This window comes from Butyrivibrio proteoclasticus P6B7 (genome assembly GCF_000622085.1).
GTDB classification, from domain to species: Bacteria; Bacillota; Clostridia; order Lachnospirales; family Lachnospiraceae; genus Butyrivibrio; species Butyrivibrio proteoclasticus_A.
Genome location: NZ_JHWL01000002.1, coordinates 183,890 through 205,121, shown reverse-complemented (window position 1 = coordinate 205,121; position 21,232 = coordinate 183,890). Strand labels below are relative to the sequence as shown.

Below are 21,232 nucleotides of genomic sequence, written 5' to 3'. Positions count from 1 at the left end.
AAACATTAAAACAGATAACAGTACATTAAAGCCAATTATTTATAAAATCTCATTACACCAAACACTTTACCTAAGATAGTACAGTCATCAACAATAATAGGATCCATAGAATCGTTCTCAGGCTGTAATCTTATGTGTCCATCTTCCTTGTAATAGGTCTTAACAGTAGCAGAATCATCAATAAGAGCAACTACCTGATCACCATTCTTAGCAGTGTTACACTGTTTAACAAAAATCTGATCCCCATTATGAATGCCGGCATTGATCATAGAGTCACCCTTAACATTAAGAATAAAGGCATTGGCACCCTTAGGACACATACTAGCTGGAATAGGAATATATGAATCTATATTCTCCTCAGCAAGAATTGGAGTACCGGCAGCCACCTGGCCAATGACAGGAATACTAACTATCTCTGTTCTAATCATATTAAAGCTGTCATCAATGATCTCGATAGCTCTTGGCTTAGTAGGATCCCTTCTGATGTAACCATTTCTCTCAAGAGTTGCAAGATGAGAATGAACAGTAGAAGTGGAGCTGAGATTAACAGCTTTACAGATATCACGAACAGCTGGTGGAAAGCCCCTTTCAAGAATCTGTTCTTTGATATAATCCAGAATTTCCTGTTGTTTCTTTGAAATATTACCTTTTTCCATGAAAACCTCCTGTCAACGTATACAGTTCACAGATTTATGGTATCATAACCGAGTCAAAAAATCAAATACTTGTTCGGAAAATTTGTTCGATTTTCTATTGACATTCGAAACTTTGTTCGCTAATATAATAACAGAACAATTGTTCCGAACACATGTTTATTGATTGAGTAATAGTGGTTTAGTTTCATATTGTATGTGAGGTGTATCATGAGTGATGCAATGTATGCAGCAGTAAGCCTTTATAAAGACCCAAGATTCTTTTCAGAAAGCGAGATACGTATTCGCAACAACAAGATCAGACGTAGGAGAATAGTAAGACGTCAATTTGCGCTTCTTATGTTAGTTCTAACAATAATTGTTTTTGCTCTTATCTTTATGGCTAATTCATTTATGTCAGATGCCCAGAGCGATAACTTTACTCCAGAGTATAAGTATTATAAGAGTGTAACAGTACATACTGGTGACACTATATGGGATATTGCATCTCAGAATTATTCCGCTGAGCATTATGACAGCATTGCTAAATACATTAATGAGATCAAAGAACTAAATAACATCTCTGATACTACCAAAGTATACGCAGGCGAATGCATTGTAATTCCATATTATGCGCCTTTCCAGTGATTATTGATGACTCTCCCTTTAATGTATATAATCATTAAAGGGAGAGTATTAAGATGAAGTTATCAAGAATGCTACAATATGACACAATTGTAATACAGTGCCATGATAACCCGGACGCAGATGCCATCTGTTCTGGGTATGTTTTATATAGATATTTTAAGAAATACAATAAAAAGGTTCGCTTTATCTATTCTGGAGACTTCCAGATAGCTAAGAGTAACCTTGTATATCTGATAGATAAGCTACAGATTCCAATTGAATATGTCTCAAGCCTTAAGAAGGCTCCGGATCTTTTAGTCCTTACAGACTGCCAATATGAGGAAGGTAATGTTACCAGATTCCATTCCGAGAATATAGCAGTAATCGACCATCATCAGGTTTCCACCAAATTGCCTAAGCTTAATGAAGTTCGCAGTAATCTTGGAAGCTGCTGCTCAGTTATATGGAATCTTTTAAAGATTGAACATGAAGAAGACGTAATAGACGATCATGCGGCAACAGCTCTTTATTATGGTCTTTATTCAGACACTCATAGCTTTTCAGAGATTTCTCATCCGCTGGACCGAGATATGATAGATTCTCTTCAATACGATAAAAGCCTTATCCTTAAGCTAAAGAACATGAATCTGACCCTTAAGGAAGCCAAGATTGCAGGAATTGCGCTACTTGGCATAGATTACCATAAGGACTATGGATATGCTATTTTAAGAACTGACCCTTGCGACCCTAACATATTAGGCCTTATCGGTGATTTTATTCTAGCCATCGATTCCATAGATGTATGTCTTGTTTACAGCGTTCTTCCTTTTGGTATTAAATTCTCCATAAGGAGCTGCACTAACGAAACAAGAGCCAATGAGCTTGCGGAATTTATCGCTGAGAAGATAGGTTCAGGCGGTGGTCATACGGAAAAAGCCGGCGGAATTCTTAAATACGAGCTTCTGGCCAAGGAATATAAGCATTTCTCACAAATAGATGATGAATCCAATAAACATTCAACAGCCAATATTATCAGCGAAAGAATGAGTAATTATTTTGAGAACTGTGATATTATTTACGCCGGAAAGACTAAGATGGATACTAAATCCATGAAGGAATATGTTACTGATTCCATTTCCCGCGGATATGTATATCCAAGTAAGCTGATTCCAGAGGGTAATATGGCAATTATCAGAACAATTTCTGGTGATACCAACTATCTGGTAAAAGATAATTCAGTCCTGGTTATAGACGGTAACGGAGAGGTAACTACAGCAACTAAGAGCAGATTCAACAGTAACTATTCCAAGATCAAATGCTCTTTTGATCCCCATATTGATTACATACCATCTCTTAAGAACGCTGACACTGGTAAAACCTATCCGCTGCTTCCAACTGCCAAGTCATGTATCTACACCAGTGCCCTTAGTATATATGCTAGGCCCCTTCATAAGACCACTAAGGTATTCTCAGCATGGGATAATGACAACTACATCCTTGGCAAAAAAGGAGATTATATAGCCGTTAGCAAGAATAATCCAAAGGATATTTTTATCATACCTAAAAAAGTCTTTAAAAAGACATATTACGAGCAATAAACATGACGATTCCTCTCATTTTCACTGGTTTTTTTGGCCAATTAGTGTTAAGATTGAGAGGAATTTTCTGTTGGGCGGGTATTTATTTTGGGCATTAAATCAAATTATAGAAAGCGGGATGGCAGACGTCTTTCCGCTTCAGAATATAGAGCAAAAAGAAAAAAAGAAATAATCATCCATATTTCACTTTTAATTCTGGCATTTATAGCTGTATTGTCTCTGATCATATTCGGAGTATACAAGCTTACTCATAGGCCAAATAAGGGTGTAAATGACAATTCAAATGAGTCTACTACCGAGATGACAGTAATAGATACCATCATTAAGGATGTTGAATTGCCTGTGGAGAATCCCTATCTGGCGCAGTCTCCTGAAGCCGCCGGATTTTTTAATGGCTATAATGTCAGTGTTTCCACTAATACTCCTTATATCTACAATGAGGATGTATTCAGTTCCTATGCTGTTTTAGTCAACATAGATGACGGTACTGTTGTGGCATCTAAGGATGGCAATCTCAAGATAAATCCAGCATCTATGACCAAGATTCTCACACTCCTTGTAGCGGTTGAGCATTTAGAAGGAGAGGATGCCTTAGATGATAAGGTGACCATGACCCAGGAAATTGGTGATTATGTCTTCAAAAATGACTGCAGTGCTGTTGGTTTTGAAGTGGGAGAGCAGGTTATAGTCAAGGATCTGTTATACGGAACAATACTTCCATCAGGCGCAGATGCTGCAATGTTATTGGCAGAATATACTGCTGGCAGCCAGGAAGAATTTGTTGCACTGATGAATGATAAACTTAAGGAGCTTGGTCTTTCAGATACTGCTCATTTTACAAACTGTGTTGGTATGTATGATACCGATCACTATTGCACTCTGTTAGATATGGCTATGATCCTAAAGGCTGCAGAAGAGAATGAACTATGCCATGAGGTCTTAAGTGTAAGGAAATACACCACATCAGCAACCATTGAGCATCCAGAGGGAATCAACATATCAAATCTCTTTTTGAGAAGGATAGAAGACTATGACACCAATGGAGAGGTTCTAGGGGCCAAAACAGGCTTTGTAAACCAATCAGGGTGTTGCAGTGCCAGTTATATGGTTTCAAGCCGGGGAGGCCATTATATTTGCGTTACATGCGATGCCATGTCTCCGTGGAGATGTATTAAGGATCATATAGCAATTTATCAAGAATATACAACGTAAGGATTTATCTTAGAAATGAAACTCATTAAGAACTTATCTGCATTAGAATTTGTGATCAATCTTATTGTACCTGTATTATTTGCTTTCTGCTTAGTTATTTTATTGCCGGTCCTTCTTATCGTCCCAAGCTTAATGGAAGATCTGGCAGAGACTACACGTCAAAGTTATCTGGCAACATATAGCATTGGCATGATGTTCTTGATTGTTCTTATTGGAACAGTAATAACCTTAGTCATTCCAATCATAATGAAAATCTGCATTTTCAAAAACAATATAGGATATTTAGTAGCATCAGGTTTTCATATGGTTCTATATATTACCTGCACTACATCTCTTAGCCTTGTCAATTATTCCAAGGTAGAGAATGGTTCTCTGAATTCGTTATATAACCTTATTATTTTCTTTTTGGTCATTATTATAGGAGCAAATATACCAACAAAAGTATTGCTTATCCAGAATATGATTAAAGAACACAGAGAAAAGGTCTTAAACGCAGAGAAGCTAAGAGAGTTTAACTGGTATAGAGAACAACAGGAAGAATTAGATGAACAGATAGCAGAGATCAGATCACATGTTAAATGTAAATACTGTGATAGCGTTGTTCCATACAACAATGGATTATGTAGCCATTGCGGAGCTAAGCTAGTAATATAATCAAACAAGAATCTACAATAAACGTTCATAATTTCTTAATTGAAGTTATGAACGTTTGTTCTATTTATATCAAATTTCTAAATTTTCAAATCCATGGTTATGAATCAGATTTTATGTCCGATATAGTATTTGAGAAAAAATATAGGAGAGAATACTATGGATTTTGGATTCTTAATGGCAGCCAACAGTATAACAAGCAAGTATCTGGATCAAAATACAGTTGGCAATAATCCTGTAAATGTTCTTAGTGATGAAGAAAAGAAGAAATTTGGCCAGCAATTTGAAGAAGCCTATGATTCACTGGTAGCAACCAAAATGCTAAGTGAAAACATGGCAAAAAGCTACCAAAATAAGCAGGACAATAATTTCTATGAGCATGCATCAAGACTTGGTTATTCAATTGATAACAGAGTCATAGATATGTTACATGTTCAGTTATCAGATAGTATGGCGAATAAAGTAAATGAAGCCATAAAAAACACCGAAATTTAAGCCTTTGCATCCGTTTTTATCAAATACTGGCGGAGCAGAGGCTTATATATCGAGATATTCTTTTTCGCAAAATTCTAGTTTTACGCAGTTTGATACCGTAAAATCAATCAATCTAGATAAAATCCTTCAAATTAGGCACATATTATATAAGTTCACCAATACATAAAAATACCAGGTAAGACTATTTGCTTACCTGGTATTTATTCTTAGTTATTCGACGTTATTAGTCATCCTCAAGAAGGTCTGCAAGATCTGAACAAGCTTCTGTTACAGGATCACGAAGATCAATTGCATCGTTAAGGTCATCGCAGTACTTCTGGCAAGAATCTACATTGTACTTAGGCTTATCCATAGGCATTGTATCAATAAGATTCTGAAGAGCTTCCTTGATATCAGCAAATTCCTCGTAGTCGCCACATGTCTCAATAGCATACTCATAGCTATCATAAGCTGTCTCGAAATATGACATATCACGAGTTCCCTCGTACCAGCCCTTATCATACTGAAGATCATAATATGAAAGGTGTGTTAAGTAATAATCAAAATATGTATCACCAAGAGCTACAGCTGCGATAATATCGTAAATCTCATCCTCGAGTTCATCCTGATACTCATCACATCTCTCACAATAACCCTGAATACAAGTGTGGCCAAGAGGCTCTCCCTCTACTTCTCCACATCTGTCGCAATACTTAGCCTCAGTACATGTAGCATCTACCCAATCATGTCCAAGAGGATCACCCTGCTCAAGTCCACAAATCTCACAAGTCTCTGGATGTGTACAGTCAGCTTCTGTGAAATGATGCTGTAAGCACTTACCAGTTACATTGTAGATCTTAACGAGCTGTCCATGCTCATATAAATATCCGGATTTAAGAAGATGCATGAATACACCCACACCAATTCCGATAAGAAGAAGCAATACAACTGGAACAATGATAAGTCCAAGGTGCTTTTTCTTTTTAGGTGGCTGCATAGGAGGCATTCCGCCGCCAAATCCACCGTTATTATACATATTATTGTTTCTGTTAAACTGCTGATTAGGATTGCCCATAGGTGGCATTCCATACCCCTGATTCTGCTGATTAAAAGCAGGTCCGTTATTAGGCATACCATTACCCTGCATATTGCCATTCATGTTGTTGAATGGGCCCTGCTGCTGAGGTCCTGGTCCCCCAAATCCGTTATTCATGTTATTCTGGTCGTTCATACACTTCTCTCTCCTTAATAATTACAACATTACAAGTATTTATACCACATTATTAAGTTTTTTTCTAGTTCTAAAATTCATTTAAAAATAAACACAAAAACAGATAGGAACATAGAAACTCTGTTCCTATCTGCTTTTTACGCATATTCATACTTCTTTATGAATTTGATTTATCTTTTAACAAAGAACTAACTATATCTTCCAAAGTATTCCCTTTATAGGAATTACCATTAATGTCAGCAAAGAAATTCATCTTGCCATTCTTATCGACACTGATTCCAAAATTAGAAATTTCGTCCTTTTCGTCAGTGTTTTCGCCTATCTGCTGACTCATCTTATCAATTGAAGTCATAGCATCATCAATCTGCTTAAGAAGTTTATCTTTTGCCTCCTTATCAGATGGATCATCTGATGCAAGGAGTTTCATTTCATTTTCAGATAAAATAATGCTATATTCCAGATCTCCGCCTATCTGCGATAGATCATCACCCTTTGAAGCCACAAATACATCGGCATTTTCATACTTTCTTTGGAGAAGGTCCACAACTTTTCCGTACATTTCTACTTCTGGAGACAACTCCAAGGATGCACTTTCTCCAAATTTGGAAGCTACTGTAGAAGCTTTTGTATTGTCAGCTTTTGAAGGAGCTTTGGGTTTTGCGCCCTGAACCTTGCCTTTAGGAATATCATTTGATACTCTGTATGGCTGGTTAAAAGTTCCGTTTACGTTACCTGCCATAAGCTTTTCCTCCTTGAAAACCACAAGCGGAATCCATTCCGCTAATAAGTAACAAATATTAAACAGATACCTTTATGCAAAAAAATCATTCTAAGATAGCCTCATTATATCAGAGGCTTTAGAAAATATTATTAAAATAAACTAAAATTTCCCACCTATAACAACAAAGTTACAGGTGGGAAATATATTTCTGAAATAAAAAATTATTTGTTTAATGCCTCAAAATCTTCAATGTACTGAATGATGAATTTAACTGTTCCTTCAATTCCCAGTATTGATGAATTTATTGAAAGATCATAGCTGTCACTTCTGCCCCACTTCTTGGAAGAATAGTAGTTGTAATAGCTCTGTCTCTGTTTATCCTTCTTGTTCATCATCTCTCTTGCTTTATCATCGGTCTTGATATCATCAAAACGCTCTTTAATCCTGGCGATCTTAAACTCTTCATTAGCATGGATAAAGATATTAAGAACATTAGGAAATTCTGATAAGGCATAATCTGCGCATCTACCAACAATTACGCATGGGCCCTCTTCTGCAATCTTCTTGATTGTATCGAACTGTGCAAGAAAAACCTTGTGGCTTATAGGCATATCTACAAAGCTTGAAGAATTATAGCCAAAGGAATATGTATCCATGACAAGATTATATAAGAATGAATTGGTAGGTCTTTCGTCGTGATTCTTGATCATCTCCTCACAAAAACCACTTTCCTTAGCAGCTCTGCTAAGAAGCTCTTTGTCATAGCATTTAATTCCAAAGTACTTAGCTACCTCTTCACCAATTTCTCTACCGCCTGAACCAAATTGACGTCCTATAGTAATAATAGTATTCATAGGCTCACCCCTTTTGCAAAAAATATTATGTTGATAGCTTTATTATACCCTATTTGAGAACATCCAACAAATGGGAAAAGTATTGTGGTAAAGGGGCATCCGTCTCGATATACTCGTTGGTTCTTGGATGAACAAATCCAAGAGTCTTGGCGTGGAGACACTGTCCCTGAAGTTTGAACTTACTGCTTCGTCCCTGAGCGTATACCTCATCCCCTAAAAGAGGATGCCCGATATGAGCCATATGGACGCGAATCTGATGAGTTCTGCCAGTTTTAAGCTTGCACTCTATATATGTAAATTTATCCTCAGGAAAGCGCTTTAAAACGCGATAATGGGTATATGCCTCTTTACCGCCGCTCTTAACTACGGCCATCTTCTTACGATCATTCTGACTACGGCCAATAGGAGCATCTACAAAACCTTCGTCCTCATCGATTATTCCGTAGCAGATTGCATGATATACCCTGTTAATAGAATGCTCTTTTAACTGATCAGCTATGCTGTTGTGAGCAAAGTCGTTCTTGCAGATAATAACAGAACCAGTGGTGTCCTTATCAATTCTATGAACAATTCCTGGTCTCATAACCCCGTTTATACCTGAAAGGTTGTCCTTGCAATGAAACATGATGGCATTTACAAGTGTATCCTTGTAATGGCCCGCAGCAGGATGAACCACCATGTCCTTAGGCTTATTAACGACAATCACGTCGTCGTCCTCGTATAGAATGTCCAATGGAATATCCTGAGGAACAATCTCCGGAACCTCCACAGGCGGAATCTCAACCTGAATCACATCGTTCTCAGATAGAGAAAAGCTTGCCTTTACAGGCTTTCCATTGCAAAGAACCTTCTTGTCATCAATAAGCTTTTTAATATAGGTCCTGGAAACAGACTCCACAAGCTCACTTATAAGCTTATCGATTCTGTATCCCTCATATTCATCTGTAACAACAAATTCAAAAGTATCGCTCTTTTGATCCATTATTTGAATTCCTTATACTTTTTCTGCTGTTTAAAGGTTAAGAAGTTAAAGTCGTTTTCCTTGTAATAAAATATGAAAAGGAAAACAAAAAGAAATGTTGAAACAGTAACGTAAATATCAGCCACGTTAAATACAGGGAAGTTGATGATTGAAAAGTAGATAAAATCAACAACATAATCATATCTGATTCTGTCTATCATGTTACCAAAAGCGCCACTTGCAATAAGAACAAGAAGCACATGCATTACATTGTATTTCTTGTCATCAGGAACTCTGTAAAGCACATAGCCAATGATAAAAAGAATCAAAACAGCCACAAGAACAAAGAATGTTTTCTGGTTCTGAAGCATTCCAAAGGCTGCTCCTGAATTCTCCAGATACTTAAACTCTAAAACGCCCTTGATAATATTGAACTCAGGCTTATTCTCAAGATACTTAACTGCAAGGAACTTGGTCAGCTGATCTATAAATACAAAAGCGATGATCATCAGTAAATCTGCGACTAAAAAGAATTTCTTTTTCTTAGACAACTTGTTATTCATTAAATAAATCCCCTCTTACTCATTATCTTCAACGTAAATAATCTCATTAAGTGCATCCAGCATTTCCTTATCGGTAACATCTGTGGATACAAATGCCTTACCAATGCCCTTAAGGAGCACAAACCTTACCTTGTCAGAATCAGCTTTTTTATCAGACTTGGTAAGCTTAACAATCTCTTCTGCGTCAACGTCTTCGATTGAAATTGGAAGGTTAAATGGAACAAACATATCTCTTATCTCATAGAACTCTTCCATGGTAAGCAGCTCTTTTTTCCAGGAAATGTAAGCAGCCGCAACGCAGCCAAGAGCTACACACTCACCGTGGGCAAGCTTAAAGTCCTTAGCCTTCTCAATGGCATGTCCAAGAGTATGACCAAAATTAAGAAGCATTCTGTCGCCCTTTTCTGTAGGGTCCTTCTCAACAACCTTCCTCTTGATATCGCAGCTATGCATAACCATCTCAAGAAGAATATCCATGTCCTTTTCGCAAATTTCATACATATTTTCAAGAAGCCATAAATAAAACTTCTGATCCTTGATAAGGCCATGCTTCATAACCTCTGCAAAGCCTGAAAAGAACTGTCTATCATCAAGCGTTTCAAGAACTGAAATATTCATATATACAAGTTTTGGCATATAGAAAGCGCCAACCATATTCTTATATCCATCAAAGTCAACGCCAGTCTTACCGCCAATACTGCTATCCGTCTGAGCTAAAAGAGTTGTAGGAATCTGCACAAAAGAAATTCCTCTTAAATATGTTGAAGCTGTAAAGCCCGCCATATCTCCAACAACACCGCCGCCCAGAGCAACGATCAGATCGTGTCTGTCAAAGTGGTTCTCAATAAGAAATGCATATATCTTGTGAATCTCATCCAGATTCTTATTCTCTTCCCCTGCAGGAATAGCATATACATATACATTTTCAGATACTGGTAAAAGAGCTTTCTTAACCTTGTCAGCATATAAAGGCTCTACATTGGTATCTGTAATAATCGCAATCTTTCTATTTTCAAAGGAAAGATCCTTGATTTCCTTAGAAAGACCATCAAAGCTCTTGTCAAAAACAATGTTGTAACAAGGCTTCTCCTGGTAGTTTACTGTCATAACCTCACTCATCGTCATGTCCATCCTATTGTTGTATTTTATTACGAAAGAAAAGCTGTTGACAATCAAAACGTCAACAGCCTTTAATATCAATCAATCTGCTGTGGTCCCTCAGCTATACCGCTTCCGAAGGCTCCATTTATCATGCTCTGGAAATCACCGGAAATATCAACACTTGAAGGTGTGATAATAAATATATATCTTGATATCTTCTGGAGATTACCAGAAATAGCAAAGCAAGAACCTGATGTAAAATCAATGATTCTCTGTGCTATGTCAACATCAAGACCTTCAAGATTAAGTACTACTGTGCGGTTAGCTAAAAGAGTCTCTGTAATCTCTCTTGCATCCTCTACTGAAGTAGGTTTGATAACACAAACCTCCATGCCAGCAGCGCTTAAGTTTCTCTTTCTGGAAGGAACAACCTTAGGTGCTACCTTCTTAACCTTTTCCTCAGATGCATCAATTGTAGGATCATCCTTGCCAATTGGTGCATTTGCATTTATGGATTCAATCTTAGAACTTCCGTAGTTATCATAATCCTCATCATAATAACCACTATCATCATCCCCATTAAGCTGAATTGCTTTCAAAAACTTGTCCATTACGCTCATTGTATTATTAACTCCTCAAAATAATTTCCCAATCAAAACTAAATATAATATTAGCTTAATATTACATGTTCTGTCAAATTTCTGAGCCATTAAGTAATAATTATTCTGACGTTTCAGAACCGGCGCTTTCGGAATTTTCAGTTTCTGTTTCTTCAGTATCAGCGCTTACGCCTTCTTCTGAATTCTCTTCTGAAGACTCTTCTGAAGTCTCTTCAGATGCCCCTTCAGATGCCTCATCCTTGGAGTCATCTTTATCAATGCTTAGATTACTGCTCTTCTTGGCATTTCCGTCCTCACCAATGGTTGAGGAATCAAGCACGATGTAATCATAAACAGAAAGACCATACATAGTATTAGATTTAACTATGGCGTACTCCTCATTCTGATAAAGGATCTTGATCTGTCTAAAGTCCGCATAGCCCTTATTGATATTGTAAACTCCAATAAGCGAATCCGTCTTGGATACCGTATACCTTTCTGTAGACTCAGGCTTAATAAGGCTATCGCCACTTCTAAGTACCTGAGTGTCCAGGTAATACTCAGTCTCTGTCTCATTATAAACGGTAACGGTTACAAGCTCAGTGGTTTCATTACCCTGTTCATCATATTTAACTCTAAGAACGGTAGACGAATTGTCATTATTCTTGATCACATAGTCCTTAGGAACAAGATAGAAATTCTTGTTAACTATGGCAGAATTAGGAATCTTAAGTCCGCTCTCATCCTCTGTGATCAGCTCCACATTAAGAAATCTGTCTCTGCAAAAGGTGATCATTGAATTAGTAAAGGTAAGCTGAACAAAAGTATCACCATCAGCATTAGTAAAGGCTGTAACCTTTCCCCAGGATTCATCCTGATTCTTGATGAATCTAACCTTTACATATTCTCTCTCCACCAGCTCGTTAACCTTGTCCTGATCATTCTCATGAATAACTATGGACCATTCCTCACTGGTACAAAGCTTATAAACAGGATCTCCCACCTTAACGAGATTATTGTTGATCAGCTGATTCTTGTTATAGTTTGGTTCATCAAAATCAGCCACAGTAAGCGTCTGTAAGGTTTTGTCCTCATATCCGTCAGTTGAATATACTACAATTCCGGTGTTACCAGCATATTTGTAATTAATTGCCGCCAGTGTAGAGCCTCCGGAATTAAGAGACTGAATATTAGAGAGAATACTGTTGTTGGAAAGCTTCTGAACAGTACCACTAAGTGACACCTTAAAGTCATACACAGTATGGAAATTATGTGGGTCAAAAGAGGCATCAAAGCTCACCATCTGAGTTCTAAGCTCAGACATATCATCATCAGAAAGAGCTACCTCCTCAGAGCCCTGGGACTTAAGGTAATCAAGAAGCTGTCCCGATTCATCTACAGTATAGACAAGATTTCCAACGGCAACTCTTCCGCCCTCTGAAGCGAAGTAATTCACATATCCGGCGGTGTCACTTTCTACAATCTCCTCTTTTCGAAGGGCCACAGCCTCATAGATATTGTTTGAAGAAAGAGATCCCTCTTTAACCTCGTATCCTACAATATGATCCTTACGAAGATATGTAATAACACTGATAACAACATAGATAGCAATAACAGCAAAAAACACCATGCCGATATTGATGTTATTCATATTCTTAGGATATTTAGTAACTTTCTGGTTTGTATCCAAAGACTAAAAACTCCCTCAAAGAATAAGCCGCGGCGTAGTTCCGCGGCTTATAGAACTATTCAATATTACAAAGAAATAACAACCTTAGATTTAACTGCTTCTGGAAGCTCAGATTCATCTCTTGATACACTAAGAACGAAGTCTACATTAAACTTCTCAGAAAGCTTCTCTAGCTTCTCAATGGTAGAAACCATGTCATCAATATTCTCTTCTAAACATGAGATATTAAGGAAACTATCAAAATACATCTGCTGGAGATCGTGGTCCTGCGAAATGATACCACTTACGAATCCGATAAACTCATCGGAATTTGAAATCATGAAATCTGAAACAACAATTAAACGGATCTTGTTATTAAGCTCATACATGTGCTTAGTGTTCTTATCAAGAAAGGCAACACTACCTAAAACGTTCTTAACCTCAGTGTTTACCTTGTCCAATAAGCATTTGGTCTTACCCTTTCCCTTTTTCCCAACAATTAACTGAACCATCGGCATACCCTCCTGCAAGCAAGAATTTAAATTGATGTATTAATTATATGTTATTAGGGCGGAAAAGACAACCTTAATTCACTATTTCTCCGAGTAATTGTGACATATCATTATAAAGAGTTGCAGAGTCTGTATCCCGCATGATTACTGAGATGTAAGGATTGCCACTTGTGTCTCTTGCAAGGAGAACAAGACAATGACCTGCAGCCTGAGTTGTTCCAGTTTTACCTCCAATAACTGTAACGCCAGATGGAGCTGCCTGTGCTCCGGCAAGGTATCCATTGGTGTTGCTGACACTGACCTCTTTGGAAGTACCACTTGCGTCAAGATATGAAGTAGTATATTCATTCATATTGATGATCTCACTAAAGGTATCGTACTCCATAGCAGCATTAAAGATCAGATACATATCATAAGCAGTAACATAGTGATCCTCTGCTGTTAAGCCATGGGGATTAACAAAATGAGAATTGGTTGCTCCAATTTCAGAGGCCTCTTTGTTCATAAGCTCGATAAATTCAGCGTAGGAACCGCCAATGTTAGATGCGATAAGATTGGCCACATCATTGGCAGAATATATAAGCAGAATATGAAGGGCCTGATCCAAGGTGAGTCTGTCTCCCTCTTTAAGACCGATCTTCTGTGCTCCGCTTTCGTTTACATAAACATCAGAACCTGCAACAAGCACCTGATCCAGACTTCCATACTTAAGGGCAACAAGAGCTGTCATAACCTTTGTAAGAGAAGCTGGCTGAACCTGCTCATTGACGTTCTGAGCATAAAGAGTCTCTTTCTTATTAAGGTCAAAAAGACCAGCGCTGACCTTATCACCAAGGGCAACGTCATCAGAAAGTATATCTGTATTCACAACACAAATATCTGAGGCAAATGTAGGATAATAAAGATTATTCCTGGAATCTGTCTCAGATGTCTGATTGGTATAATGGGCAGAATAGTCAAAAAGACTGCACCCAGTTAGATTTAATGTGATTGTTATAGTCAGTAGAAAAGCTATAATAAGCTTATTTGTACATCTCACGCCACTCAAGATCTCCCCTGTCAAGTGATTTGATAAGAAGTTCAGCTGAAGCAAGGTTAGTTGCAACAGGGATATTATGCATATCACAAAGAGTCATAATATTATTGATATCTGGCTCGTGGGATTTAACTGTAAGTGGATCTCTAAGGAAGATAACAAGGTCAGTCTCGTTGTGCTCAATAGCAGCTCCAAGCTGCTGAACACCACCAAGATGTCCTGCAAGATACTTGTGTACAGTAAGATTGGTAACCTCTTCAATAAGTCTTCCAGTTGTACCTGTTGCATAAAGATCGTTTTTACTAAGGATACCTCTATATGCTATACAAAAATTCTGCATAAGTTTCTTTTTTGCGTCATGTGCTATAAGTGCTATATTCATAAAACTTATACCCTCCAATACTTATTGTTTATGACTTTGAAGTCTTACATTTAATACAAACCCGACTCCCATGTATATACTTAGAAGCGAGGTAAGTCCATAACTAACAAAGGGAAGTGGAAGTCCCGTATTAGGCATTACTCCAGTGGCAACTCCGATATTAAGAAGTCCCTGAAATCCAATCCAGGCTCCAACACCGGCTGCGATAATCTCTCCTGCTCTGTTACCGGCTCTCATGGCGATCATAAAGCACTTCATTGCAATAACCATAATAAGAACAATAACAAGGCAAGCGCCTACAAAACCAAACTCTTCACCAATAACGGCAAAGATAAAGTCTGTCTGAGATTCAGAAATAAATCCACTATTAAGAACTGAACTGATCTCATTGGTATTATAACCCTTACCATACAACTGTCCAGAACCAATAGCCATCATAGAATTAAGGGTCTGATAGGCATCTGAATTGGCATAGTCTTCAGGATGTAACCATGCAAGGATACGTCTTCTTTGATAATCATGAAGAAAACTACTCTCACCCTGAACGGCACTATAAATTACAAAGAAAACAGTAGGAACTGCGACAGATAGAACTGCAACAACAATCTTCCAACTAATGCCACTGACAAACATGATCGTAGAAAAAATAAGTAAAAGCATGATACATGTGGACAAGTCAGGCTGCTTGTATACCAGTCCTAACGGAATTGCTAAAAGACCCACACAGATGACTACAAAACCAAAGTTTTTAATCTTATCTTTATACTTCATAATAAACTGCGCATAAAATAAAATCAATAAAATTTTGGCCGCTTCAGAAGGCTGAAAAGTAACACCAAAAAGGTTGATCCATCGCTGCGCACCGTTGGTACTACTGCCTAAAGGCGATAAAACCAGTGCAAGAATTACCACATTAAGTATATAAAAAACAAAATAAAGTTTGATTATAAACAGATAATCCAGGATAGAAATGAACACCATAAGAACGATACCCATAACCAAACCTGCAATCTGTTTATTCCTAAACGAAGGCTCAGCTGAATTAATAGCCATTATTCCAATTATAGTCAGTGCTATGACCATGACTACCAGTGAAAAGTCGTAGTCGATGATCCTATATTTCTTAATCATCAAATGTCTCCTTGATCAGTCTGCGTTAGTAGCACCATCCTGGAGAGTCTGAGCTGTTCCAGAAAGAATATCATCCTCATCCCTAAGATCAAAGTAATATGCAAGTACTTCTTTAGTAATCTGCGCTGCATAACTTGAAGTATAACCATTAGCTATACGTGTTGCTATGGCAATCTCAGGATGTTCATAAGGAGCATAGCATACAAACAACGCATGGTTTGGTCTGCTGGCTGATTCCTGAGCTGTTCCTGTCTTACCAGCAACTGAAACTCCAAGGTCTGCATAATATGATTTATCCTGCACCACCTGTCTCATACCAAGATGGATCGCATTCCAATAAGAAGTAGGCATTTCTACAGTGTTCCTAACTTCTGCGCTGTAATCTTCAAGAAGATTACCGTTTGAATCTGTGGTCTTATCTACAAGAGTCAGGTTATAGCAGGTTCCGCTATTGGCGACAGTAGTTACATATCTTGCAAGACCAACAGTGGTATAAAGGTTAGTACCCTGACCGATGGCAGAACGAACTGAGTCCATATCAGAAACCTGAGGCTCTGACTCAGCGATCTCAATGCCAGACTTCTCAGTAAGTCCGTAAAGACCTGCATAATTAGCAAGCTTCTGAAGACCTGTATCAGAAGAATAGGAATCTCCCACAAGTCCTAATCTAAAACCGACTTCATAAAAGAATACGTTACAGGAATTTCTGATTCCGCCGGTAACATTTAATCCTCCATGTCCGCCAGGATAGATCCAACACTTAGGATGAACGTCAAGCTTATCAAAAATACCACCGCAATAGATAACAGAATCAGTGGTAATAACTCCCTCCATAAGGCCAGCAGTAGCTGATACCATCTTGAAGGTAGAACCAGGAGCAGTCTTCTGCTGAGTTGCGTAGTTATAAAGCGGATTGGACTTATCACTACGAAGCTTAGCGTAGTAATCTGCATCAACTCCATTAGCCATCATATTGTTGTCATATCCAGGATATGAAACAAGGGCAAGTACATCACCGGTATTAACATCAGTAATGACCATAGAACCTGAACATGGATCAAGGGCAAGCTGCGCAGGTGTAATATCCAGATTGGATATTCTGTTGATCATGAAGGTGTATGAACTTTCTCCACCTCTTTGCCAAAGAGAAAGCTCTTCGTCCTCGATACTTACAACATCCTGTTCAAGAAGAATATTGCATACCTGATTGCCGCTGATATATCCATCAAGCAAAAGATATTTATAATACCTGGTCTGAAAATCCACATCAGAACCAAGCTTATCAATGATATAGTTAACTATCTGATTAAAGATTTCCTCAGAATCAGCGTACTGGTTATCAATGCTAAGCTTAGATACATCTACCCAGTTCTCAGAGATTGTAAATCTGATATACTCTGCCAGTGAAATAGTCTCATCTGTAGTCCAGGCAATATATTTCTCATTCTGCTTATCTACTAGACTACTGTCGATGATTCCATCAGAATAAAGCATGGCAGCGATATGTGACATATACCACTGATACTCCTTGGAAAGCTTATCATAAGGAGTAGCCTTGCTTGTAAGCTCGCTCCTTATCTCTGATAACACCTCTGTATTCTTGTTTATAAAAGCTGAATATACAGCCTTCTCATTCTCTCCTGCTTTATCAGAAGTAAAATGATCCAAATCTACCACATGATTATCAAAAATTGCAAAATAAACATCATAAATAGGAATAACAATGCTGCTGGAACTTGATGCAGAAGTATAGGTATAAGTCTTAACATTCTGAATCTTGGATGTAAGAATACCTGCAAGTGACTGCTCAATGATATTGTAGCAAGCCTCAGTAAGGTCCTTATCGATAGTAAGATAAACATCATTACCAGCAACAGAATCTACATAGCTGGAGGTCTCAATTACCTGACCTGTATTATCTACATAAACAGTCTCAGATCCCTTTGTACCCTGAAGCACACTCTCCATGGCCTGCTCAATTCCGGATTTACCAACAGTATCATTGATACCGTAATTAGGATTGGTTTTAACAAGCTCAGCAAGCTCATCCTCAGAAACCTTACCGGTATAGCCAAGAACCTGTGAGAAGTAAACAGAATCTACGTACTTTCTTGCAGTGCTTTCTTCAATGGAAACACCCTCAAGAATATCAGCATTCTCCATAACATCAGCAACAGTCTGGTCGCTAACATCAGAAGCAACTGTGGTATCAATATATTTCTGGTATGAGTTTGAACTCATATTATATCTGACATTTAAGATCTTAAGAGCTCTGTCATTGGTATAGCCAAGTCTTGGAGTGAAGGTCTTACTGTCATCTTCTACCTCATTACTTCCAATGCCAAAAGTAGTGCAAAGATCGTCAACAACCTCCTGGGCAGTCTTGGTCTTCTCTTCATACTTAAGGTCATTTATGGAAGAATGTCCATAAACATCAGCAAGAAAACGTAGTAGCGCATTGCCTTCAACTGTGAATACGAAATTATCACCCTCGTCAAGAATAATCTTAAAATCCTGATCAACACTATCACCGTTTGACTCAATGATATCGATCAGAGTGTTAAGAGTATTATTGATATTACTGTTCTTACTTCTACCGGATTTATAAACGTCCTCGATAGTAACAGAATTAGCAAGCTCGTTATATGCAAGAAGATTGCCGTTTCTGTCGTATATATTTCCTCTTGTAGCAGCAATTGTCTTCTCCTTCTTGATCCTTAACTTAAAAGAGTCAAGATAATACTCACCACTTACAATCTGCAGAGAAAACAGCCTGTAGATAAGAACACAGGCTAAAAGAAATACAACTGCACAAACAGTTACAAATCTGGATGTTATGAACTTAATAAAATTCTCTTTAAATTCATTAAACAAATTTCTTAGCGCTCCTTTGCTCCTTCTCATCTATTGACGTATTAATGCGAAGGATTATTGGATAAAGAAAAATAGCTACAATAGCTGTATAGACCATTTCCGGAATAACAATCGTAACCATGAAATAGCCAATGTCGTACTTATTCCTAAACAGGAACATAAGCACATAACAAATAAAGCCAAAAATGAAATCGGATATTGTTATAAACACAATTGGAATAGCCAGATTCTGGGAAAAGAAAATTGCATGAAGCTTACCCATAATAAAACCAATATACATATAGATAAGTGCAAAAAAGCCCAGATAATTGCCAAAAAAGATGTCGATCAAAAGGCCGCTAAAAAAGCCCACCAAAAGCCCTGGCTTATCTCCCTTCATGAATCCGGTAGAAGCCACGATAACCATCATGATATTAGGTGCAACATCGCCAAAATCAAGGGCTCTAAAAATCGTGGTCTGAAGAATAAAGCCCACGATAACAAGTATGAAATTAAAGATTATACGTCTAAAATTCATAGAAAAACCTTAATTATCTATATCCTTTTTAAGCTCAAGAATAACAAGAACCTCATTCATATGCTCAAAATCAACAGCAGGTGTAAGAGTCCCTGACTTGGTAAGGTTATTGGAATCATCGTCAATTGTAGAGATGTAGCCAATAAGGATACCTGGAAGATATTTATCAGAAATATTAGAAGTAACTATCTTATCACCGATACTCACCTTGTCTGCATCATCAACCAGCTTGGAAAATCTGATAAATCCTGTTCTGTAAAGCTCAAGGTCACCAGATACGATCAGGTTATCTGAAGATGAAAGGACCATGCCAGAAACTGCCGCATTATCCGCAATGATAGACTGAACCTTAGCCCAGTCAGGACCAACATCAATAACTCTTCCCACAAGACCAGCGCCGGCAATAACATTCATATCAATCTCGATACCATCATCAGAACCCTTATCAATAACAAAGGAATAGTACCAGTTACCGGCATCCTTAGCTATGATCCTTGCCCCAGTCTTCTCATACTGCTCATACTGGGCATCAAGCTCATAGAGATTACGAAGCTCAGTAAGCTCATATTTCTCCTGCTCTAAGTTGGTATTCTGAATAGTCAGTTCATCGATCTGAGCCTTCAGCTGTTCATTCTCATCAAGAAGCTGAGTAATGGATGAAAGCTTATCAGTTGTATCCTTAATAGATGATCCAACATAGGTAATGCCCTTTTGGAAAGGCACAACAAAAATACCTGTAAATGAATTAAGGGGACCATTAAACAGGTTAGTATTAAATGTGACTATAATTAAACCAGCGCATACCACTGTTAAAATAAAGAGGAGATATTTACTGGGAAGCGTAAATTGTTCTCCTCTTCTCTTTATAATAGGACTCATTATTTATCCTCTTCGTTTAAGTAAGTAAGAGCCTTATAGTTGTCGTCCATAATGATCTTGGCAAGACCAAGTGCAACTGATCCAACAGGATCCTCTGCGATATTAACATTAAGACCAATACCATTACTGAGTCTCTGAGCGAGGTGACATACCTGTGAAGCGCCACCTGTAAGATAAAGACCATGCTTAAAGATATCAGCTGCAAGTTCTGGTGGAGTCTTCTCAAGTGTAGCCTTAATATTATCAAGAATAGCATCGAAGTTCTCAACAAGAGCCTGATTGATAAGCTCTGTAGGAATCTGTCTCTCAACAGGAAGACCTGTAACAATATCTCTACCGTAAACAACAGCGTCCTTGCCTTCCTTCTCAAGCTCCTTAAGTGAGATCTTAACCTGCTCTGAAGTCTTCTCACCGATAAGAAGACCAAACTCCTTACGAATAACGTTTCTGATAGACTCATCAAACTTCTTACCGCCAACCTTGATGAGCTTACTTACAACGATACCTCTCAGGGAAAGAATTGAGATCTCAGTTGTATCATAGCCGACGTTAACAACAAGAACACCCTGTGAATTCATAACGTCAACATTCATTCCAAGACCATCTGCCAAAGGCTTCTTAACCTTCATGATTTTCTTAGCCTTGATCCCTGAATCGTTGATAAGATCGTGGAACGCTCTACTCTCAACATCTGTTACATCATAAGGAACAGCAATATAAACCTCGCAAGGCTTAGTCTGACCCTTCATCTGATCTGTGATAAAAAGCTTGATTAGAGTCTCCATGTGCTCGATATCAGCAATAACACCGCTGTTAAGAGGGTATGAAATCTGAATCTTATCAGGAGCCTTCTCATACATCTCATATGCTGAATTGCCATAAGCAAATACATTAGTCTTGTTCTCGATAGCGATCATATTCTTCTCAACTGTAAGAGAATCGCCATCCTTGTTGTAAATCTTAATGTTACTTGTTCCAAGATCAATTCCGAAAACGTTACTCAAAATA

The 21,232-nt window shown here is 37.9% G+C and carries 22 protein-coding genes; 5 read left to right on the top strand and 17 right to left on the bottom strand.

The window, feature by feature from the left end; genetic code table 11:
• Window positions 1-35 precede the first annotated feature (35 nt).
• On the bottom strand, window positions 36-656 hold the full coding sequence (lexA, locus tag T541_RS0102500; protein ID WP_026651200.1) for a transcriptional repressor LexA: 621 nt from the start codon (window positions 654-656) through the stop codon (window positions 36-38).
• Between the two features lie 207 nt (window positions 657-863).
• On the opposite strand from lexA, the gene T541_RS0102495 reads away from it, so the two are divergent.
• The 5 genes from T541_RS0102495 (at window position 864) to T541_RS0102475 (ending at window position 5,215) form a co-directional block, all read left to right on the top strand.
• Window positions 864-1,280 (top strand): LysM peptidoglycan-binding domain-containing protein, encoded by a 417-nt coding sequence (locus T541_RS0102495; protein ID WP_026651199.1) that lies wholly within the window; start codon window positions 864-866, stop codon window positions 1,278-1,280.
• Between the two features lie 53 nt (window positions 1,281-1,333).
• Window positions 1,334-2,857: a DHH family phosphoesterase gene (locus T541_RS0102490; protein WP_026651198.1), complete on the top strand. Its 1,524-nt coding sequence runs from the start codon at window positions 1,334-1,336 to the stop codon at window positions 2,855-2,857.
• 87 nt (window positions 2,858-2,944) lie between these two features.
• Window positions 2,945-4,069, top strand: a complete 1,125-nt coding sequence (locus tag T541_RS18610; protein WP_051538051.1) for a D-alanyl-D-alanine carboxypeptidase family protein — start codon at window positions 2,945-2,947, stop codon at window positions 4,067-4,069.
• Between the two features lie 15 nt (window positions 4,070-4,084).
• Window positions 4,085-4,723: a hypothetical protein gene (locus T541_RS0102480; RefSeq protein WP_026651197.1), complete on the top strand. Its 639-nt coding sequence runs from the start codon at window positions 4,085-4,087 to the stop codon at window positions 4,721-4,723.
• Between the two features lie 156 nt (window positions 4,724-4,879).
• A complete protein-coding gene (locus T541_RS0102475; RefSeq protein ID WP_026651196.1) occupies window positions 4,880-5,215 on the top strand; it encodes a hypothetical protein in 336 nt (111 codons plus the stop codon).
• Between the two features lie 223 nt (window positions 5,216-5,438).
• Here the strand turns inward: T541_RS0102475 and T541_RS0102470 are convergent, their stop codons facing one another.
• From T541_RS0102470 to mreB, 16 genes are all read right to left on the bottom strand, one after another.
• Window positions 5,439-6,425 (bottom strand): hypothetical protein, encoded by a 987-nt coding sequence (locus T541_RS0102470; protein ID WP_026651195.1) that lies wholly within the window; start codon window positions 6,423-6,425, stop codon window positions 5,439-5,441.
• Window positions 6,426-6,582: 157 nt separating this feature from the next.
• On the bottom strand, window positions 6,583-7,164 hold the full coding sequence (locus T541_RS0102465; protein WP_026651194.1) for a DUF6033 family protein: 582 nt from the start codon (window positions 7,162-7,164) through the stop codon (window positions 6,583-6,585).
• A 203-nt stretch (window positions 7,165-7,367) separates the two neighbouring features.
• Complete coding sequence (locus T541_RS0102460) at window positions 7,368-8,000, bottom strand: AAA family ATPase (protein ID WP_026651193.1); 633 nt, start codon at window positions 7,998-8,000, stop codon at window positions 7,368-7,370.
• Window positions 8,001-8,049: 49 nt separating this feature from the next.
• Window positions 8,050-8,982, bottom strand: coding sequence for an RluA family pseudouridine synthase (locus T541_RS0102455; protein WP_026651192.1), 933 nt, complete (start codon window positions 8,980-8,982; stop codon window positions 8,050-8,052).
• Window positions 8,982-9,524 (bottom strand): signal peptidase II, encoded by a 543-nt coding sequence (lspA, locus tag T541_RS0102450; protein ID WP_155839448.1) that lies wholly within the window; start codon window positions 9,522-9,524, stop codon window positions 8,982-8,984. Before lspA ends, T541_RS0102455 begins: the two co-directional genes overlap by 1 nt.
• A 15-nt stretch (window positions 9,525-9,539) precedes the next feature.
• Complete coding sequence (gene aroB / locus T541_RS0102445) at window positions 9,540-10,643, bottom strand: 3-dehydroquinate synthase (protein ID WP_026651190.1); 1,104 nt, start codon at window positions 10,641-10,643, stop codon at window positions 9,540-9,542.
• Window positions 10,644-10,720: 77 nt separating this feature from the next.
• Window positions 10,721-11,245, bottom strand: a complete 525-nt coding sequence (locus tag T541_RS0102440; protein WP_026651189.1) for a cell division protein SepF — start codon at window positions 11,243-11,245, stop codon at window positions 10,721-10,723.
• A gap of 100 nt (window positions 11,246-11,345) precedes the next feature.
• On the bottom strand, window positions 11,346-12,914 hold the full coding sequence (locus T541_RS18605) for an HlyD family efflux transporter periplasmic adaptor subunit (protein WP_242840741.1): 1,569 nt from the start codon (window positions 12,912-12,914) through the stop codon (window positions 11,346-11,348).
• A gap of 65 nt (window positions 12,915-12,979) precedes the next feature.
• Window positions 12,980-13,405 carry a hypothetical protein gene (locus T541_RS0102430; RefSeq protein WP_026651188.1) on the bottom strand — a complete coding sequence of 142 codons (426 nt, stop codon included), beginning with the start codon at window positions 13,403-13,405 and terminating at the stop codon, window positions 12,980-12,982.
• A gap of 73 nt (window positions 13,406-13,478) precedes the next feature.
• On the bottom strand, window positions 13,479-14,444 hold the full coding sequence (locus tag T541_RS0102425) for a D-alanyl-D-alanine carboxypeptidase family protein (RefSeq protein WP_242840740.1): 966 nt from the start codon (window positions 14,442-14,444) through the stop codon (window positions 13,479-13,481).
• Window positions 14,428-14,823: a methylglyoxal synthase gene (mgsA, locus tag T541_RS0102420; RefSeq protein ID WP_026651186.1), complete on the bottom strand. Its 396-nt coding sequence runs from the start codon at window positions 14,821-14,823 to the stop codon at window positions 14,428-14,430. The genes T541_RS0102425 and mgsA overlap by 17 nt, the downstream gene beginning before the upstream one ends.
• 21 nt (window positions 14,824-14,844) lie before the next feature.
• Window positions 14,845-15,954 carry an FtsW/RodA/SpoVE family cell cycle protein gene (locus T541_RS0102415; RefSeq protein ID WP_026651185.1) on the bottom strand — a complete coding sequence of 370 codons (1,110 nt, stop codon included), beginning with the start codon at window positions 15,952-15,954 and terminating at the stop codon, window positions 14,845-14,847.
• A gap of 15 nt (window positions 15,955-15,969) precedes the next feature.
• Window positions 15,970-18,828 carry a penicillin-binding transpeptidase domain-containing protein gene (locus T541_RS0102410; protein ID WP_026651184.1) on the bottom strand — a complete coding sequence of 953 codons (2,859 nt, stop codon included), beginning with the start codon at window positions 18,826-18,828 and terminating at the stop codon, window positions 15,970-15,972.
• Window positions 18,821-19,345 carry a rod shape-determining protein MreD gene (gene mreD, locus T541_RS0102405; RefSeq protein ID WP_026651183.1) on the bottom strand — a complete coding sequence of 175 codons (525 nt, stop codon included), beginning with the start codon at window positions 19,343-19,345 and terminating at the stop codon, window positions 18,821-18,823. The genes T541_RS0102410 and mreD overlap by 8 nt, the downstream gene beginning before the upstream one ends.
• Before the next feature lie 9 nt (window positions 19,346-19,354).
• A complete protein-coding gene (gene mreC / locus T541_RS0102400; protein ID WP_026651182.1) occupies window positions 19,355-20,224 on the bottom strand; it encodes a rod shape-determining protein MreC in 870 nt (289 codons plus the stop codon).
• Window positions 20,224-21,228 (bottom strand): rod shape-determining protein MreB, encoded by a 1,005-nt coding sequence (gene mreB / locus T541_RS0102395; RefSeq protein WP_081779826.1) that lies wholly within the window; start codon window positions 21,226-21,228, stop codon window positions 20,224-20,226. The genes mreC and mreB overlap by 1 nt, the downstream gene beginning before the upstream one ends.
• Window positions 21,229-21,232 lie beyond the last annotated feature (4 nt).

What these genes read in the sequence shown, in the direction of transcription:
- lexA (WP_026651200.1), bottom strand. Translation starts at nt 656, where the DNA reads ATGGAAAAAGGTAATATTTCAAAGAAACAACAGGAAATTCTGGATTAT.
- T541_RS0102495 (WP_026651199.1), top strand. Translation starts at nt 864, where the DNA reads ATGAGTGATGCAATGTATGCAGCAGTAAGCCTTTATAAAGACCCAAGA.
- T541_RS0102490 (WP_026651198.1), top strand. Translation starts at nt 1,334, where the DNA reads ATGAAGTTATCAAGAATGCTACAATATGACACAATTGTAATACAGTGC.
- T541_RS0102480 (WP_026651197.1), top strand. Translation starts at nt 4,085, where the DNA reads ATGAAACTCATTAAGAACTTATCTGCATTAGAATTTGTGATCAATCTT.
- T541_RS0102475 (WP_026651196.1), top strand. Translation starts at nt 4,880, where the DNA reads ATGGATTTTGGATTCTTAATGGCAGCCAACAGTATAACAAGCAAGTAT.
- T541_RS0102470 (WP_026651195.1), bottom strand. Translation starts at nt 6,425, where the DNA reads ATGAACGACCAGAATAACATGAATAACGGATTTGGGGGACCAGGACCT.
- T541_RS0102465 (WP_026651194.1), bottom strand. Translation starts at nt 7,164, where the DNA reads ATGGCAGGTAACGTAAACGGAACTTTTAACCAGCCATACAGAGTATCA.
- T541_RS0102460 (WP_026651193.1), bottom strand. Translation starts at nt 8,000, where the DNA reads ATGAATACTATTATTACTATAGGACGTCAATTTGGTTCAGGCGGTAGA.
- T541_RS0102455 (WP_026651192.1), bottom strand. Translation starts at nt 8,982, where the DNA reads ATGGATCAAAAGAGCGATACTTTTGAATTTGTTGTTACAGATGAATAT.
- lspA (WP_155839448.1), bottom strand. Translation starts at nt 9,524, where the DNA reads ATGAATAACAAGTTGTCTAAGAAAAAGAAATTCTTTTTAGTCGCAGAT.
- aroB (WP_026651190.1), bottom strand. Translation starts at nt 10,643, where the DNA reads ATGAGTGAGGTTATGACAGTAAACTACCAGGAGAAGCCTTGTTACAAC.
- T541_RS0102440 (WP_026651189.1), bottom strand. Translation starts at nt 11,245, where the DNA reads ATGAGCGTAATGGACAAGTTTTTGAAAGCAATTCAGCTTAATGGGGAT.
- T541_RS0102430 (WP_026651188.1), bottom strand. Translation starts at nt 13,405, where the DNA reads ATGGTTCAGTTAATTGTTGGGAAAAAGGGAAAGGGTAAGACCAAATGC.
- mgsA (WP_026651186.1), bottom strand. Translation starts at nt 14,823, where the DNA reads ATGAATATAGCACTTATAGCACATGACGCAAAAAAGAAACTTATGCAG.
- T541_RS0102415 (WP_026651185.1), bottom strand. Translation starts at nt 15,954, where the DNA reads ATGATTAAGAAATATAGGATCATCGACTACGACTTTTCACTGGTAGTC.
- mreD (WP_026651183.1), bottom strand. Translation starts at nt 19,345, where the DNA reads ATGAATTTTAGACGTATAATCTTTAATTTCATACTTGTTATCGTGGGC.
- mreC (WP_026651182.1), bottom strand. Translation starts at nt 20,224, where the DNA reads ATGAGTCCTATTATAAAGAGAAGAGGAGAACAATTTACGCTTCCCAGT.